Source organism: Isoptericola sp. NPDC019693 (assembly GCF_044389085.1).
Classification (GTDB): Bacteria; Actinomycetota; Actinomycetes; order Actinomycetales; family Cellulomonadaceae; genus Isoptericola.
This window is the reverse complement of sequence record NZ_JBIRXP010000009.1, coordinates 102577-118046: the sequence shown is the minus strand read 5'-3', so window position 1 is coordinate 118046 and position 15470 is coordinate 102577. Positions and strand designations below refer to the sequence as shown.

Annotated in this window: 12 protein-coding genes and 1 pseudogene; 9 read left to right on the top strand and 4 right to left on the bottom strand. The window is 74.3% G+C overall.

All coding sequences use genetic code 11. The annotated features are described in order from the left end of the window. Nucleotides 1-160 precede the first annotated feature (160 nt). Complete coding sequence (locus ACH436_RS20620) at nt 161-1753, top strand: DUF222 domain-containing protein (protein ID WP_430562080.1); 1593 nt, start codon at nt 161-163, stop codon at nt 1751-1753. 160 nt (nt 1754-1913) lie between these two features. Continuing rightward, complete coding sequence (locus ACH436_RS20615; protein WP_430562079.1) at nt 1914-3140, top strand: metallophosphoesterase family protein; 1227 nt, start codon at nt 1914-1916, stop codon at nt 3138-3140. A gap of 1 nt (nt 3141) precedes the next feature. On the opposite strand, the gene ACH436_RS20610 is transcribed toward ACH436_RS20615, so the two are convergent. Both ACH436_RS20610 and ACH436_RS20605 read right to left on the bottom strand, forming a co-directional pair. Continuing rightward, complete coding sequence (locus ACH436_RS20610; protein ID WP_430562078.1) at nt 3142-3675, bottom strand: PH domain-containing protein; 534 nt, start codon at nt 3673-3675, stop codon at nt 3142-3144. 63 nt (nt 3676-3738) lie between these two features. Further along, complete coding sequence (locus tag ACH436_RS20605; RefSeq protein WP_430562077.1) at nt 3739-4377, bottom strand: histidine phosphatase family protein; 639 nt, start codon at nt 4375-4377, stop codon at nt 3739-3741. Between the two features lie 145 nt (nt 4378-4522). On the opposite strand from ACH436_RS20605, the gene ACH436_RS20600 reads away from it, so the two are divergent. The 4 genes from ACH436_RS20600 to ACH436_RS20585 all read left to right on the top strand — a co-directional run bounded on the left by ACH436_RS20600 (nt 4523) and on the right by ACH436_RS20585 (nt 7585). Beyond that, a complete protein-coding gene (locus ACH436_RS20600) occupies nt 4523-4987 on the top strand; it encodes an NfeD family protein (protein ID WP_430562076.1) in 465 nt (154 codons plus the stop codon). 42 nt (nt 4988-5029) lie between these two features. Further along, on the top strand, nt 5030-6511 hold the full coding sequence (locus tag ACH436_RS20595; RefSeq protein WP_430562075.1) for a flotillin family protein: 1482 nt from the start codon (nt 5030-5032) through the stop codon (nt 6509-6511). 72 nt (nt 6512-6583) lie between these two features. Continuing rightward, complete coding sequence (locus ACH436_RS20590) at nt 6584-7252, top strand: DsbA family protein (RefSeq protein WP_430562074.1); 669 nt, start codon at nt 6584-6586, stop codon at nt 7250-7252. Nucleotides 7253-7405: 153 nt separating this feature from the next. Continuing rightward, complete coding sequence (locus ACH436_RS20585) at nt 7406-7585, top strand: hypothetical protein (protein ID WP_430562073.1); 180 nt, start codon at nt 7406-7408, stop codon at nt 7583-7585. A gap of 34 nt (nt 7586-7619) precedes the next feature. On the opposite strand, the gene ACH436_RS20580 is transcribed toward ACH436_RS20585, so the two are convergent. Next, nucleotides 7620-8609, bottom strand: a complete 990-nt coding sequence (locus tag ACH436_RS20580; protein WP_430562072.1) for a DNA-3-methyladenine glycosylase family protein — start codon at nt 8607-8609, stop codon at nt 7620-7622. Further along, a complete protein-coding gene (locus ACH436_RS20575) occupies nt 8602-9198 on the bottom strand; it encodes a ribonuclease H (RefSeq protein WP_430562071.1) in 597 nt (198 codons plus the stop codon). Before ACH436_RS20575 ends, ACH436_RS20580 begins: the two co-directional genes overlap by 8 nt. A 223-nt stretch (nt 9199-9421) precedes the next feature. On the opposite strand from ACH436_RS20575, the gene ACH436_RS20570 reads away from it, so the two are divergent. The 3 genes and pseudogenes from ACH436_RS20570 to ACH436_RS20560 form a co-directional block, all read left to right on the top strand. Continuing rightward, nucleotides 9422-10561, top strand: coding sequence for a VIT1/CCC1 transporter family protein (locus tag ACH436_RS20570; RefSeq protein ID WP_430562082.1), 1140 nt, complete (start codon nt 9422-9424; stop codon nt 10559-10561). Nucleotides 10562-10675: 114 nt separating this feature from the next. Further along, a complete protein-coding gene (locus ACH436_RS20565) occupies nt 10676-13087 on the top strand; it encodes a hypothetical protein (protein WP_430562070.1) in 2412 nt (803 codons plus the stop codon). Between the two features lie 83 nt (nt 13088-13170). Then, nucleotides 13171-15470 (top strand): annotated as a pseudogene (locus tag ACH436_RS20560) (hypothetical protein); the annotation flags it as partial.

The following is a 15470-nucleotide window of genomic DNA, read 5'->3' as shown; positions in this document are numbered from 1 at the left end:
GGCTGACTCTGCTGACTCTGCTGACCCGCGGTGCCCGCGGGTATCCGCGGGTGGAGTCTCGACGCGCGACGCCCGGGCGCGCGGTGTCGGCGGCCCGGTCGGCGACGTGCGCTGGTCGCTCGATCACGCGGTGCTCGACGGGAGGGCGATCGTCGACAGGGTGCGTGACGGCAGAGTGCTCGACGGCGCTGCGCTCGACGGCGCTGCGCTCAATGGCGGTGCGACAGGGGAGCCGCGCGCCGGTGCGGCACGCGGCGCCGCCGCGATCGGCCGGGTGGACGGGCGCGATCCCGGTAGCGCGCGCGGTGGTGCTCCCGGCCCTGGTGACGGCCGCCCGCTGCTCGCCGTGCTGGACGACGCAGCGCCGGGCCCGGACCTCGCGCGCACGCTGGCGGCGCTGGACGAGGCAGAGCTGGACGACTTCACGATCCTCGAGGTGCTCGCGGCCTGGGAGCGGGTCGCCGCGTGGGCGCAGGCAGGCTCGGCGCGCGTGCTGGCCGAGATGCTGGAGCGCACGCGCGGCTCGTCGCGGCTCGAGTTCGTGGCTGATGCCGTCGCCGCGCGGCTCGGTCTGACGCGGCACGCGGCGGCCCAGCTCGTCACGGTGGCGCACGGGACCGCGCGGCTGCCCGAGGTCGCGGACGCGCTCGGCGCAGGCACGGTCGACCGGCCCAAGGCGGAGGCGCTCATCTCCGCCGGCCGGCTGCCGGACGACCTCCGGCGCGAGGTCGTCGCCGGGGTGCTGCCCGACGCCGAGCACCTCACCGTGCCGCAGCTCCGCGCGCGGATGCGCCGCGCGGAGATCGAGGCCGACCCGGAGGGCACGGCCGCGCGGCACCGCGCGGCGCGCGCCGAGCGCTTCGTCCGGCTCGAACCCGTGGACGACGCCATGGCCTACCTCACGGCGTACCTGCCGGCGGACGACGCCGCCCGCGCGTTCGCCGCCGTGGACGACGCCGGCCTCGCCCTGCGCCGCACCCCGGGCGAGGCGCGTCGGCTCGACGAGTGCCGCGCCGACGCCCTTACCGCCCTGGTGACCGGCCGGCTCGCCTCCGCCACCGGCTTACCTGCCACCCACCAGCCCACCACCGGCCAGCCCGCCGCCGGCCAGCCCGCCGCAGGTGGAACGGCCGGGCGTGCCGGGAACGCGATCCCGCCGGGCCGGGCCTCGCGCGGGGCGATCCGGGTGACGGTGGCGGCGTCGACCCTGCTCGGCTCCGACGACCTGCCCGCGATCCTGGCAGGTCACGGACCGATCCCCGCGTCGATGGCGCGGGCGCTGGCCTCCGACCCGGACGCCGTCTGGCAGCGCCTCTTCACCGACCCGGGGAGCGGGGTGCTCACGGATCTGACGTCCCGCTCGTACCGGCCGAGCGCGGCACTGCGGGCGGCCGTCGTCGCCCGGGACGTCACATGCACCTTCCCGGGCTGCCGGGTGCCCGCCGCGACGTCCGACCTCGACCATGTCGAACCCTTCGACCCCCGGTCGGACGCACCACAGACCCACGGCGACAACCTGCACGCCCTGTGCCGGACCCACCACCGTGCCAAGACCGTCGGTGGGTGGCAGGTCTCGCGCGACCCGGTCGCCGGGAGCACCACCTGGACCGCCCCCAGCGGCCACCGGTTCGGCCGTGACCCCGTCCCGCAGGACCCGCGGCTCACGGCCCGGCCACGCTCCGACCGGTCACGCTCCGACCGGTCACGCTCCGACCGGTCGCGCCGCGACCCGGACGAGTTACCGCCCTTCTGAGCGGCGCGGTGCGGCCGCCGATCGCCGTGCCTGCTCGTCGGGGACGTCACCGTACAGGTGGTCCCCGTGCGGGTCGTCCCCGTGCTGTTCGACACCTGTGCACGGGAGGTTCATCGTCCTGGAGATCCGGCGTTCTCCCGGTGCTCCTACCTTCCAGGGCATGACTGAGAACCGGAGCGAGCACGTCGACGTGCCGAGCGCGGCCGTCCAGGGCTCGACCGAGCAGACCGACGGCGGGCTGGGCCGCCGCACGTTCATGACCTTGACCGGGCTGGGCGCGGCGGGCACGGCCGTCGCGTCCGCGCCGTCGGCCGCAGCGGCCCCGGGCGCGGGGCGCACGCGGGGGCTCCGCTTCCGCAAGGACGGCACCTACACGATCGTGCAGTTCAACGACACGCAGGACGACGAGAAGATCGACCGGCGCACGCTCGAGCTGATGCGCGCGGTGCTGGACGACGAGGCGCCGGACCTGGTGATCCTCAACGGCGACAACATCACCGGCGGCTGCGACACCCCGCTCGAGATGCGGCAGGCGATGAACAACGTGACGCAGCCGATGGAGGAGCGCGGCATCCCCTGGGCGATCACGTTCGGCAACCACGACGAGGACTCGACGCCGACGAGCGGCGTGGACGAGGCGCAGATGCTCGCGTTCTACCGCTCCTACCGGCACAACGTGAACGGCCCGACCGCGAAGGGCGTCACGGGCCAGGGCAACTCGCACCTGCTGATCGACGGCACCGACGGGAAGCCGGCCTTCAACGTCTGGCTGCTCGACTCGGGCCGGTACGCGCCCGGGACGATCGACGGCCAGGACCTCACCGGCTACCCGACGTGGGACTGGGTGCGCATGGACCAGGTGGACTGGTACTACCGCACGTCGGTCGAGCTGGAGAAGCGGTACCGTCGCCCGATCCCGTCGCTGATGTTCATCCACATCCCGCTGTGGGAGTACCGGTTCATGTGGTTCGGCTCGGTCGACGGCCGCACGGCCGCGGACCACGCGCGCGGTGCGGCACGCCACCAGATCGTGGGGGAGCGGAACGAGGAGGAGTGCCCGGGCCCGTTCAACTCGGGGCTGTTCTCGGCGGTCCAGCACCGGGGCGACGTGCGGGGCATCTTCTGCGGGCACGACCACGTCAACACGTACTCCGGCAACTACTACGGCGTCCTGCTGGGCTACGCCGGCAACACCGGGTTCGGCACGTACGGGCTCAGCGGCGCCGAGCGCAACCGGCTGCGTGGCGCCCGCGTGTACCGCCTCGGCGAGCAGGCGGACGGCGTGCTCGTCGGCACGACCATGCGCTTCGCGTCCGAGTTCGGCATCGACCTCACGGCCGACGACCAGTGGATGGAGCCGCTGCCCCTGCCGCGCGGCACCAGGTAGCTCAGCGCCGGCGCCCGCGCGGCGGCTCGGTCGGCGGCCACTCGCCGTCGTCCGAGCCGTCGTCGGCGCCGTGCAGCAGCTCCTGCAGCAGCACCTGCACGCGCTCGACGCGGGGCACGTCGCGCAGCACCATGCCGGCCTTCTCGGTGGCGTCGGAGACCTGCAGGGTGCCGCAACCGAGCAGCCGGTCCAGGAGGTCCTTCTCGAGCGCGACGTCGTTGATGCGGTAGAGCGGGATGTCCCGGCCCACGCGCGTGACGATGCCGGACCGCATGGCGATGCGCCTGGTGGTGACGGTCCACGAGGTGGTGCGCCACTTTAGCCAGGGCACGAGCACCCACACGACGGCGACGACGGCGAGCAGGCCGAGCACGACCCAGCGGAGCACGTCGTCCATGGTGATCACGAACGTGGACGCGGCGGCGACCAGCAGCACGAGCAGCAGCAGGAACGGCCACACCACGGCCTTCGCGTGCTCGTGCAGGTCCATGACGACGCGCTCGCCGTCGATGAGGTCGTCGTCGTTCAGCGCCATGGCGCACATCGTGCCAGACGCGCGACCAGGGCAGACGGCGGGACGACGCGGCGTCCGGGGTGCTCAGACGTGCGGCGGAAGATTCCAGCCCTCGATGGTGCGCAGCGCGTGCCCGTACCCGAGCTGGCAGATCGCGGCGGTCCCCAGCTCCAGGCGGGCCCCGAACCGGGGGTCGACGTCGAGCCACGCGGTCGCGAGCACGCGCAGCAGGTGCCCGTGCGCCACGGCGAGCACGTTCCCGCCGTCCCGCAGGGTCGCGTCGGCGCGCTCCACGAACCGGCGGGCGCGGGCGGCGACGTCCTCCAGCAGCTCCCCGGGGCGCCCGTCGCCGTGCGCGGGGTCGGGCGCCAGCACGCGGACCCCGTCGTCGAAGATCTGGAACTCGCGGCCCAGGAGGGCGCCGACGTCGGCACTGGTGCGTCCGTCCACCGGCCCGTAGTCCCACTCGGCGAGGTCCGGGTCGACGACGGCGTCCGGGTGGCCGGCGAGCGCGGCCGTCCGGCGGGCGCGCGCGAGCGGCGACGTGTAGACGGCGGCGAAGGCGATACCCGCCACGGCCCGGCCCGCGGTGCGGGCCTGCTCCTCGCCGGCGGGGGTCAGCGCGATGTCGGTACGGCCCGTGTGCTGCCCGCTCACGCTCCACTCCGTCTCGCCGTGGCGCAGGAGCACGAGCTGCGGGTCCTTGCTCGGCACGAGAGGCATGCTCCGAGCATCGCCCAGGCCTGCGGGGACGGCACGCCGGACTGCCTGTGGACCCGCTGTTCAGCGACCGTCCAGAGTTCGCTAGGGTGGCGTCGCCATCACAGGATCGCCACATCTTCATCACTCGTGAATCGAGGGAGTCCGCGTGCTCGTCTTCGTTCTCATCGGCGCCGCAGGGATGCTCCTGCTGCTCGTGTCGCTGCTCGTCGGCGAGCTGGTCGACCTCGGTGACGGCGCGCTGTCGGGCACGTCCCTCGGGGTCGGCGCGGTCGTCTTCGGCGCCGTCGGCACGATCGTCGTCGCCAACGACCTCGCGACGTGGATCGCGTATGTCGCCTCCGCGGTCGTCGGGCTCCTGGCCGTCGTCGTCGCGCAGGTGCTGGTGCGGCGGCTCGCGTCCGGCGACGACGGCGTCGCGGTCTCGCTCGTGGGCGCGCACGGCACGGCCACGACGGACGTGACGGCGACCTCGGGCGAGGTCTCCCTCGACGTCCCGAGCGAGCTCGAGCGCCGCCTCGCCCGATCCGACGAGCCCATCGCCGCGGGCAGCCGCGTCGTCGTGCTCGAGCACTCCGGTTCCACCGTCCGGGTCGGCCCCCACTCCCGCTGACCCTCCGCCCCAGCTGGAAGGAGACGCGCTCCGGCGCGCACCATGTTCGACTCGTCCGACAGCAACTTCATCACCACGGTCGCGGTCCTCGCGCTCGTGGTGGCGTTCCTCGCGGTGGGCATCTTCGTCGCCCAGCGCATCCGCCGGGTCCCGCCGAACCAGGCCCTCGTCATCGTCGGCCGCGGCGCCGGCAAGAAGGAGTCCGCGGCCCAGAGCCAGCGCGTCGTCATCGGCGGCCGCACGTTCGTCTGGCCGATCCTGCAGCAGGGCTTCGCCATCTCGCTCGAGCAGCGTCAGATCGGCATCACCGTCGAGGGCGTCGACAAGAACCGCATCAAGATCGCGATCAAGGCGTCCATCAACTTCAAGGTGCGCGGTGACGACGAGGGCGTGCGGCGCGCGGCGCAGCGCTTCCTCTCCCAGCAGGAGATGCTCACCGAGATCATCAAGGAGTCCCTCGAGGGCTCGCTGCGCTCCATCGTCGGCGACATGACGATCGAGCAGATCATCTCCGACCGCAAGGGGCTGTCGGACCGCGTCGTCGAGTCCACCAAGACCGACCTGGCGGAGCAGGGTCTGCAGGTCGACCTGCTCAACATCTCCGACATCTCGACGCCGGGGTCGGAGTACCTGTCCAACCTCGGCCGTGCCGAGGGCGCCCGCGCGCTCCAGGTCGCCGAGGTCTCCGAGGCCGAGGCCCGCCGGGTCTCGGAGTTCGCCGTCATCGAGGCCGCCGAGCAGATCGCCGAGCGGCAGAAGGCGCTCGACCTCAAGAAGGCCGCGATCAAGGCGGACACCGACCGTGCGAACGCGGAGGCCGAGGCGGCGGGCCAGCTCGCCCGCGCCGAGCAGGACCGCCTCGTGGCGCAGCAGGAGCGGGAGGCGCTGGCCGAGCAGGCCCGCGTGACCCAGGAGCGCCTCGACATCGAGGTCCGCAAGCCGGCCGAGGCCAAGGCGTACGCCGAGGTCCAGGAGGCCACGGCCCGCCGAGACGCCGCCAACGCGGCCACCGAGGCCGACGCCTTCAAGCGCACGACCATCGCCGAGGCGAACAAGACCGCCGCGATCCAGGACGCCGAGGCGTCCGCTGCCGCGGTCCGCCGTGCCGGTGAGGCCGAGCGTGACCGTCAGATCGCCCTGGCGGCCGGTATCAAGGCCGAGGGTGAGGCCAAGGCGTTCGCCGTCGAAGCCGAGGGTCGTGCCGAGGCCGTCGCCACCGACGCCAAGGCCGAGGCCCTGAAGAAGTACGGCGAGGCCGCGCTCGTGCAGGAGCTCATCGAGCGCCTGCCGGAGATCGTCCGCGCCGCCGCCGAGCCGATCGGCTCGATCCAGGGCATGACCGTGGTGTCCACGGACGGCGCGTCGTCGGTGACGAAGACGGTCGCCTCCGTGCTCGGCGAGGGCCAGGGCGTCGTCAAGCAGCTCACGGGCGTGGACATCCACCAGCTCATCGCGGGCATCGCCGGCTCCCAGCTGACGACCCCCGAGTCGGGCAAGGCGTCCGAGGCGGCACCGCTGAACTGATCTGGCGGCTGTGCGACGCACGACACGCCCCGCCGCGGGAATCGCCTCCCGCGGCGGGGCGTTCGCACGTGCGTGACCATCGAGAAGACTTCCCTCAAGGTCGACGTCTGGTCGGACGTCGCGTGCCCCTGGTGCTACATCGGCAAGCGCCGGTTCGAGTCCGCGCTGTCGCGGATGGCGGAGCGTGACGGCGCCGCCCCCGAGGTGGAGATCGAGTACCACTCGTTCGAGCTCTCGCCCGACACCCCGGTCGACTTCGAGGGCACGGCCACGGAGTTCCTCGCCGACCACAAGGGCATCCCGCTGGAGACCGCCCAGCAGATGCAGGACCAGGTGACGGCGCTCGCCGCCGCCGAGGGGCTGACCTACCGGATGGACCAGGTGCGGCACACCAAGACGCTCAAGGCGCACGAGCTGCTGCACCTCGCGAAGGCCTTCGGCAAGCAGGAGGAGATGAAGGAGCGCCTGCTGCGCGCGTACTTCACCGAGGGCGAGCACGTCGGCCACGTCGAGGACCTCGCGGACCTGGCGGCCGAGGTGGGCCTGGAGCGGGAGGCCGTCGTCGTCGCGCTGAACGCCGGCACCTACGCCGAGGCCGTCGCCGCCGACATCGCCCGTGCCCGTGCGTACGGCATCAACGGGGTCCCGTTCTTCGTGCTCGACGGCCGCTACGGGGTGTCCGGGGCGCAGGACCCGGACGTCTTCGTCCAGGTGCTCGACCAGGTGCTCGCCGAGGCCTGAGCCCGGCGAGCGAGGCGCATCTCACACTGCCGCCCCTGGCTGTGAGACGCGGTATCACCGAGAATCGAGGCACGCCCGCACCGTCGCGGGCGCCGCGGTCTCGGGCCGACCACGCCCGGTCGTACCGCGCAGTGGGTCCCTTGGAGGAGAAGAATGAACGACGCCACCGAGAGCTCGTACCGCTCGATCGCCAACCCGCGCCGCACCACGCTGATGACCGTCAGCGCGGCCGAGGCGGCAGCGCCCCACCACGGCGCGGACGAACGCCCGCTGCAGCTGCTGGGCGACGACGGCGCGGTCTGCGTCGACGGCGTGTGCGGCCTGCCCGAGTGACGGGCTCCGCCCTCACCCGCACGGCCCGCCGGTCTCACATGGCCCGGTAGTCCGCGATCGAGAGCCGCGGGCCCCTGCGCGGGGCCTGCGGCCTGCGGTCGAGGAACAGCAGCCGCACCACCCGGTGCCGGTGGGGGGCGTACGGCGCCAGGAGGCGCAGCATGCCCTCGTCGTCGGTGCGCTCGCCGGTGAGCGCCCAGCCGACGGCGCCGGCGAGGTGGAAGTCGCCCACGGACACGGCGTCCGCGTCGCCGAACGCGCGCTGCGCCACCTCGGCGGACGTCCACGCCCCGACCCCCGGCACCTTCTCGAGCCGGGCGCGCGCCTCGTCGGCGGGCATCCCGGCGGCGTCCTCGAGCCGCGCGGCCACCTGCGCGCACCGCACCGCCGTCGCCGCGCGCCGCGGGTCCACCCCCGCGCGGTGCCAGTCCCACGTCGGGACGGCGGCCCAGGCGCGCGCGGACGGCACCACCCGCATCCCCTCGGGGGCCGGTCCTGGCGCCGCGGACCCGTGCGCGGCGACGAGCCACCGCCACGCCCGGTGCGCCGTCACGACCTGCACCTTCTGCTCCAGCACGGCCGGCAGCAGAGCCTCCAGCACCCGCCCGCTCCGACACATCCGCAGGCCCGGCGTGCGGCGCACGGCCTCCTGCACCTGCGGCGGCGGGGTGAACGTGGAGGTGTCGTCGGACTCGCCGAGCAGCTCGGGGACGGCGTCCGCGGCCTCCCGGGCCCCCGGCCCCCAGTGCTGCACGACGGCGGTGCGCGTTCCGGTGGCCACGAACCGCTGGGTCACCGGGCCGGTCCGCATCAGCGTGGTGCGCCACAGCGCGCCGTCTGCCGTGCGCCGGACGGTGGGGTCGTACGCGCCGTGCCGCAGCGGGCCGAGCGTCAGCGCGAGGTCGAGCGGCCGGTCGGAGGAGTGCTCGACCGTGGTCTCGGCGGCGGCCGGCGGGGCCGTCGCCACGCGGGCCCCGGCCGTGTCGGCCAGGGAGGTCGGGCTGGTCGAGGTCGCGCTAGTCAAAGAGGGTTCCGAGCTCCCAGCCCGTGTCGCTGCGGGCGCCGACGGGCTCGGCATCGCGCACGGAGCGCCCCCCGGCGCGCTCGGCACCGTCGTCGCGCGACGACGGGCCCGTGCCGACCTCCTCCGTGAGGAGCACCTCGTCGACGCCGCCGCGCCCGGCGGCCCAGTCCTGCGCCGCCAGTCCGGCGAGCTGGTCGGCGCGCTCGTTGAAGGGGTTGCCGACGTGGCCGCGCACCCAACGGAAGCGGACCGGGCCCTCCCGGCCGGTGATCGCGGCGTCGATGGAACGGATCAGCTCGAGGTTCTTCACCGGGCCGCCGGAGGCGGTGCGCCAGCCCTTGCGCTTCCACCCGTGGATCCATTCGGACGCGCACCGGATCGCGTACTGCGAGTCGGACTCGATGAGGAGCGGCTCTGCCCCGGGATGTGCCTCGATGGCGCGCAGGAGCGCGGTGAGCTCCGCGACCTGGTTGGTGCCGGACGCGGCGCCGCCCGAGTCGAAGCGGCCGCCCTCGTGGGCGATCCACGCCCAGCCGATCGCGCCGCCGGGATTGCGGAGGCACGAGCCGTCAGTGCTGACAATGATCACGCCGGAGTCTCCCAGTGTCCGAGCCCCTGGTTGCCGCACCCATTGTGCCCCGAGCCGGTGACACGCGGCGCCGTGTCCACGCCGCCGTCCGGGGAACCGGGGACAGGACGGCTGCGGACGACCGAAAACTCGGGCGCGCGGGCCCGGAAGACGGCGCGGCTCCGCCCGGAACCCACAGCCGCCCGGAAGCGGGGACCATGACCGTATGACCGACGGCACCACCATGCCCGGAAGCGGCACGCCCGAGAGCGACCCGCCCGCGCACCACCTCCCCGCCCGCCGGCCGTCCGACATCCGCAAGTGGCGCCGGTACCTGGCCGACGAGCGCGCCGAGGCGGCCACCTATCGCGACCTGGCCCGCCGGCGCACCGGGGAGGAGCGCGCCATCCTGCTCGCGCTCGCGGACGCCGAGAAGCGGCACGAGCAGCACTGGCTCGACCTCCTCGGCGACGACGTCGGGCGCCCGCTGCGGGGCGACCTGCGCACCCGCATGCTCGGTCTCCTGGCCCGTCGCTTCGGCGGCGTCTTCGTGCTCGCGCTCGCGCAGCGGGCCGAGGCGCGCTCGTCGTACGACGCCGACGAGCACGCGACCGCCACCATGGCCGCCGACGAGCAGATCCACGAGGAGGTGGTGCGCGCGCTCGCCACCCGCGGGCGCCACCGGATGTCCGGCACGTTCCGCGCCGCCGTCTTCGGCGCGAACGACGGACTGGTCTCCAACCTCGCGCTCGTCCTCGGCATCGGGGCCTCCGGCGTCTCCTCGCAGACCGTGCTCCTGACCGGTGTCGCCGGCCTGCTCGCCGGGGCGCTGTCCATGGGGGCCGGCGAGTTCGTGTCCGTGCGTTCGCAGCGGGAGCTGCTCGAGGCCTCCACCCCGGACCCGAAGAGCGCCACGGTGCTGCCGCACCTCGACGTCGACGCCAACGAGCTGGCGCTCGTCTACCGCGCCCGTGGCCTGTCGTCCGAGGACGCGCAGGGCCGGGCGGACCGCGTCCTCGCAGGGCTGGCCGCGACGGGCGCGGTGGCGTCCGACCTCGGGCACGACGACGCGCCGAGGACCGACGAGCAGTCGGACCTCGAGACCCACGGCACCGCGTGGGGTGCCGCCATCTCCAGCTTCTGCTTCTTCGCGTCCGGCGCGATCATCCCCGTGCTGCCGTACCTGTTCGGCCTGACCGGCCTCGCGGCGATCGCCGTCGCCGCGGGTCTGGTCGGGGTGTCGCTCCTGGTCACGGGCGCGATCACCGGCCTGCTGTCCGGTACCTCGCCGTGGACGCGGGCGCTGCGCCAGCTCGCGATCGGGTTTGGCGCCGCGGCCGTCACGTACGCGCTCGGCCTCCTGTTCGGGACCTCCGTCGCCTGACGGGCGGGTGAAAAATCCGCGGCTGCTGTTGCGGGACCGTTGCTCGGGCGTCACAGTGTGATCTGGGTCATGATCGAGCTCACCATGACCCCGCGTGGCATCGAAGGGGGCCGAGTGACACGCAGCGTGGACCGTGCCACGGCGGCAGGACTCCGCCGTCGCTGGTTCGCGCGCGCTGCCGGCCCCGCCGTAGGGCTGGTCGGTGCCGCCGCCCTGAGCATCGCGGTCGCCGGGTCGGCCACCGCCGACGAGGGCTCGGACGACGGGCGCTCCTCCCAGAGGTCGGTCGTCGAGCGGCTCGTCGAGGACGTCGTGAGGCCCACGGCCGACGGGCCGGGACGGGACGGCGACCAGGGCCGCGCGGCAGCTCAAGAGGAGGACGGCGACGGTCGCGGCGCGCCGGACGGCGACGACCGCGGTGACAGCGCCCCGGCGATCGGGTCTGCCGACCGGGAGCCCGTTGAGCCTGCCGAGCCCGTTGAGGCTGCCGAGCCCGCTGAGTCCGCTGAGTCCGCTGAGCCTGCCGAGTCAGCTGAGCCCGCTGAGCCCGCCGAGCCCGCCGAGTCAGCTGAGGCTGCTGAGCCTGCCGAGCAGGACGGCGCTGCGGCGGAAGTCCGGGACGAGCGCGGCGGTTCCGACGAGGCCGGCGACGAGGCCGCACAGCATGACGGCCCGGAGGGCACGGAGGGCACGGACGGGAACGGCGAGCGCTCGTCCGAGGAGAAGGACGCCGTCGAGGACGCCGACAAGGACGCCGACAAGGACGCCGGCAAGGACGTCGGCAAGGACGTCGGCAAGGACGTCGGCAAGGACGTCGAGGAGCCGACGCGGGCGACGGGTGTCCTCGAGGCACTGGTCGGACGACTCGTCGACCCCGCGGCTCCCGCCGAGTCCGCGGACACGGTCGAGCCCGTCGGGGACGGGGAGGCTGCTCAGTCGCCGGAGCCCGCGGAGGCCATCGAGCCCGCCCAGGCCGCGGAGACCGCTGAGCCTGCGGAGACCGCAGAGTCCGCAGAGCCCGCGGAGACCGCTGAGCCGGCTGACCACGCAGAGCACGCAGGAACCGCGGACCGCGACGAGCCCTCGGTCGAGGACGACGTCCCCGCGCAGGATGCTGACCGTCCGGCGGACCGGGCTCGGGCCGCGGCCGAGGAGTGGGCCGAGGCCTTCGTCGCGGACCTCCCGACGAAGGACGACTGGGAGCAGGCGTTCTCGGGCGCGCCGCTGCGCGAGTGGATCGAGAAGGTCTCCGCCCGGCAGGACGGCGCCGGCCTCGAGAACCAGGACGGCGACGCCGCCGGCACCGGCGACGACCTCGGACCGGTGGATGCCGCGACCGAGGGGACCGGGCCGGCCGACGTCGCCGTGGAGGACCTCGGCCTCTCGGGCCTCGGGCTGGCTGAACTCGGTCTGTCGGACCTCGGGCTGGCGGGGCTCGTGCCCGGGGCGCGGGAGGCGGTCGAGGAGGCTGCCCCCGAGGAGACCCCGGAGGTGTCGGAGGACTCCCGCGAGGCGGCTGCGGTGACCGGCGCGGTGGACGCGCTGCTCCGGCCCGCCACGGCGGTGACCGAGCCCGTCGGCGCCGTCGTCGCGGGGATCACGAAGCCTGTGTCCGTCGCGCTCGAGCCGGTGAACGCGGTCGTGGAGACCGTCACCGCCCCTGTCGGCGTCATCCTGCAGCCGGTGACGGCGGTGGTCCGGGCGGTGCTCTCGCCGGTCACCTCGGCGCTGGCGCCGGTCATCGAGCCGGTCGGGGAGGCCGTGGGGACGATCACCGCCCCGCTCGCTCCGGTCACGGACCTCGTCGGCTCCGTCGTCCGCCCGGTCGTGAAGACCCTCGACCCGGTCCTGGACCCGGTGGTGGGGCTCGTGGCCCCGGTGGTCGGTTCCCTCGACCCCGTCCTGACCCCCGTGGTCGACACGGTCGAGCCGGTCGTCGGCGCCCTGCGGCCGGTCGTGGAGCCCGTGGTCGGTGTCCTCGACCCGGTCGTCGCCCCGGTGACGGACACGCTGCAGCCGGCCACCGGCCCCGTGGTCGAGGCCCTGCTGCCCGGCCTCCAGGAGCCGGCCACGGCGCCGGTCGTCCCGGCCGCCACGACCCCCGCGAGCATCTCCGAGGCCCAGCCCGCGACCGTCGTCGTCACGGCACCTGCCGAGACGACGACCAGCTCCGTGGCCTCTGCTGCTCCCACGACCGCCGCGCCCGCCGGCACCCCGCCGGCCGTGCCGGTGCCGACCTACGCCGTGGACGTCGTCCCGGTTCCCGCGGACGGCGCGGCATCCGTCGCGACGCTCACGGAGGGCTCGCTCGACCGCGAGCAGCCGGCACAGGAGGCGCCGTCGACGCCGGCGCTCACGTCGTCCGGCGGCGGCCTCGTGTCGGGCGCGCGCGGCGGAGCCGGTGACGCGGCCGCAGTGCTCGGCGAGCACGCCCACGCCTTCGCCGGATCCTGGCTGACGCCGGCCGGCGAGACCCTCGTCCGCCTCCCGGCGGTCGCTTACGACATCCCCGTCTCTCCTGCCTGACGTGGCCGCGTCGCGCCTCTGAGCGTGACAGCGACCGCGGGTGGCACCAGCCGCCTGCGCCCACGTCAGTCAGGAGCTGAGTCATGCACAACTCTGTCCGGCGTGCGCTGAGGACAGCGCTCGTCGCGGGCGGCCTGGTGGTCGCCGGGGCCGGAGTGGCCCAAGCAGCCGACGGGGACGTCGCCGACGTCCCGGTCGAGACGGACGCCACGGTGAAGCTGGATGTCAGCGCCACCGCGGAGTCGAAGGACGCAGCCGTCGAGGCCGAGGCCGAGGCCGAGGTCGCGGCGGCGGCCGAGGCGAACGGCGACGCGAAGGCCGAGGCGACGTCTCGAGCCGGCGTCGAGGCGTCCACGGACGACGCCCCGAGCGTCGTCGACGTCGCGGGCGACGTCGTCGAGGACGTCACCTCCGGAGTCGTCGGGGACAGGTCCGAGGAGGGCGGGAACGCCACCGAAGACCGGTCCGAGGAGGCGCCGAAGGACGTGCCGGAACAGGCGCCGAAGGACGTCTCCGACGACGTCTCGGAGGAGGCCGTGACGGAGGCGCCGGAGGACGCCTCCCAGGACGCCCCGCAGGGGGTCGAGGGCGGTGTACCGCCGAAGGACGAGCCCGCGGGCGACGCAGGTCAGGGCCAGGGTGACGGCCAGGCTGAGGACAAGGCCGACGACAAGGCTGAGGACAACGCCGAGAACCAGGCCGAGAACCAGGCCGAGAACCAGGGCGAGGACCGTGGCGACGGCCCGAAGGCTGACGGCGACGCCGCTCCCGGCGACGTCGCCGACGCCGTCGGGACGTCGCCGGAGGACGTGGTCGACGACGCGCGCGACCAGGCCGGGAAGGCCGCCGGAGCCGTGGACGACCTCGTCGAGGGCGTCGCCGGCACGGTGACCGACGCGACCGGGACCGTGGACGACGTCCTCGGCACCGGCTCCGAGGTGCGGGACACCGTCGACGGTGTGCTCGGTGAGGACGGCGTCGTGGACGACGTCCTCGGTGCCGACGCGCCGCAGGCGGGGGTGACGGACGACGTCGCCCAGCATCTCGTGGACGACGTCACCCAGACCGCCGAGGACGCCCTCCGTGGCGACGTGGCGGCTGTGGCGGCGGGCGTCACGTCCGAGGACGGCATCGTCGACGACGCGCTCGAGGACGGCGGCGTGGACGGCGTGGTCGACGACGTGGCCGGCACCGCGTCGGACATCTCGGGCGCCGCGGACGGCCTGCTCGGCACGGGTTCCGCGCTGCGGGACACCGTCGACGGTGTGCTCGGTGAGGACGGCGTCGTGGACGACGTCCTCGGCGCCGACGCGCCGCAGGCGGGAGTGACGGACGAGGTCGTGGACCACCTGCTGGACGACGTGGACACGACCGTGGGCGCCCTGGTCGCCGGCGACGTGGCAGGGGTGTCCGACTCCGTGCTCGCGGAGGACGGCGTGGTCGACGACCTGCTCGAGGACGGCGGGATCGACGCCGCTCTGGGCGGCGCCCAGGGTGCGGTGACCGACGCCGGCGGGACGCTGGACGGCGCCCTCGGCACGGGGTCGCTGGTCCAGGACACGCTCGACGGGGTCGTCGGGGACGACGGGTTGCTCGGCGGCGTCCTGGGAGCCGGCCTCGGTGCCGGAGTGGTCGAACCGGTCGTCGGGAGTCTCGACGACGTCGTGGCCGGCACCGTCGAGGGCGACCTCGGCGCGGTGACCGACCCGGTGCTCGGTCTGCCCGACCTGCTCGGGCAGCTGCCGGGCCTGGACGGGCTGGGCGACCTCGCCGACCTCGACGAGCTGGGCGACCTCGGCGACCTCGATGGGCTGGGCGGCCTCGGTGACCTCACCGGGGTCATCGAGCTGCCCGACCTCGACGGTGCCGGCGGTCTGACCGACCTGACCGACCTCACCGACCTCGAGGGTCTCGTGGACGCCGTTGACGGGACCGTGGGTGGTGTGACCGGCACGGTCGACGGGGTGCTGGGCACTGGTTCGACGGTGCAGGACACCGTCGGTGCGGTGACGGACCCGGTGCTGGGTCTGGTGGACCTCGATGGTCTGCCGGGCCTCCCGGGTGGTGAGCTGCCTGGTGGTGAGCTGCCTGGACTTCCTGCGCTTCCGGGGCTGGGTGACCTGACAGATCTCGGCGGTGTCGTGGATGTCGTCGACGGGACCGTGGGCGGTGTGACTGACACGGTCGACGGGGTGCTGGGTACCGGTTCGACGGTGCAGGACACGGTCGGTGCGGTGACGGACCCGGTGCTGGGTCTGGTGGACCTGGATGGTCTGCCGGGTCGGCCGGGTGGAGAGGTGCCCGGCGGTGAGCTGCCTGGTCTTCCGGAGCTTGGTGATCTGACGGACCTTGGTGGTCTGGTGGACACCGTGGGTTCGGTGGT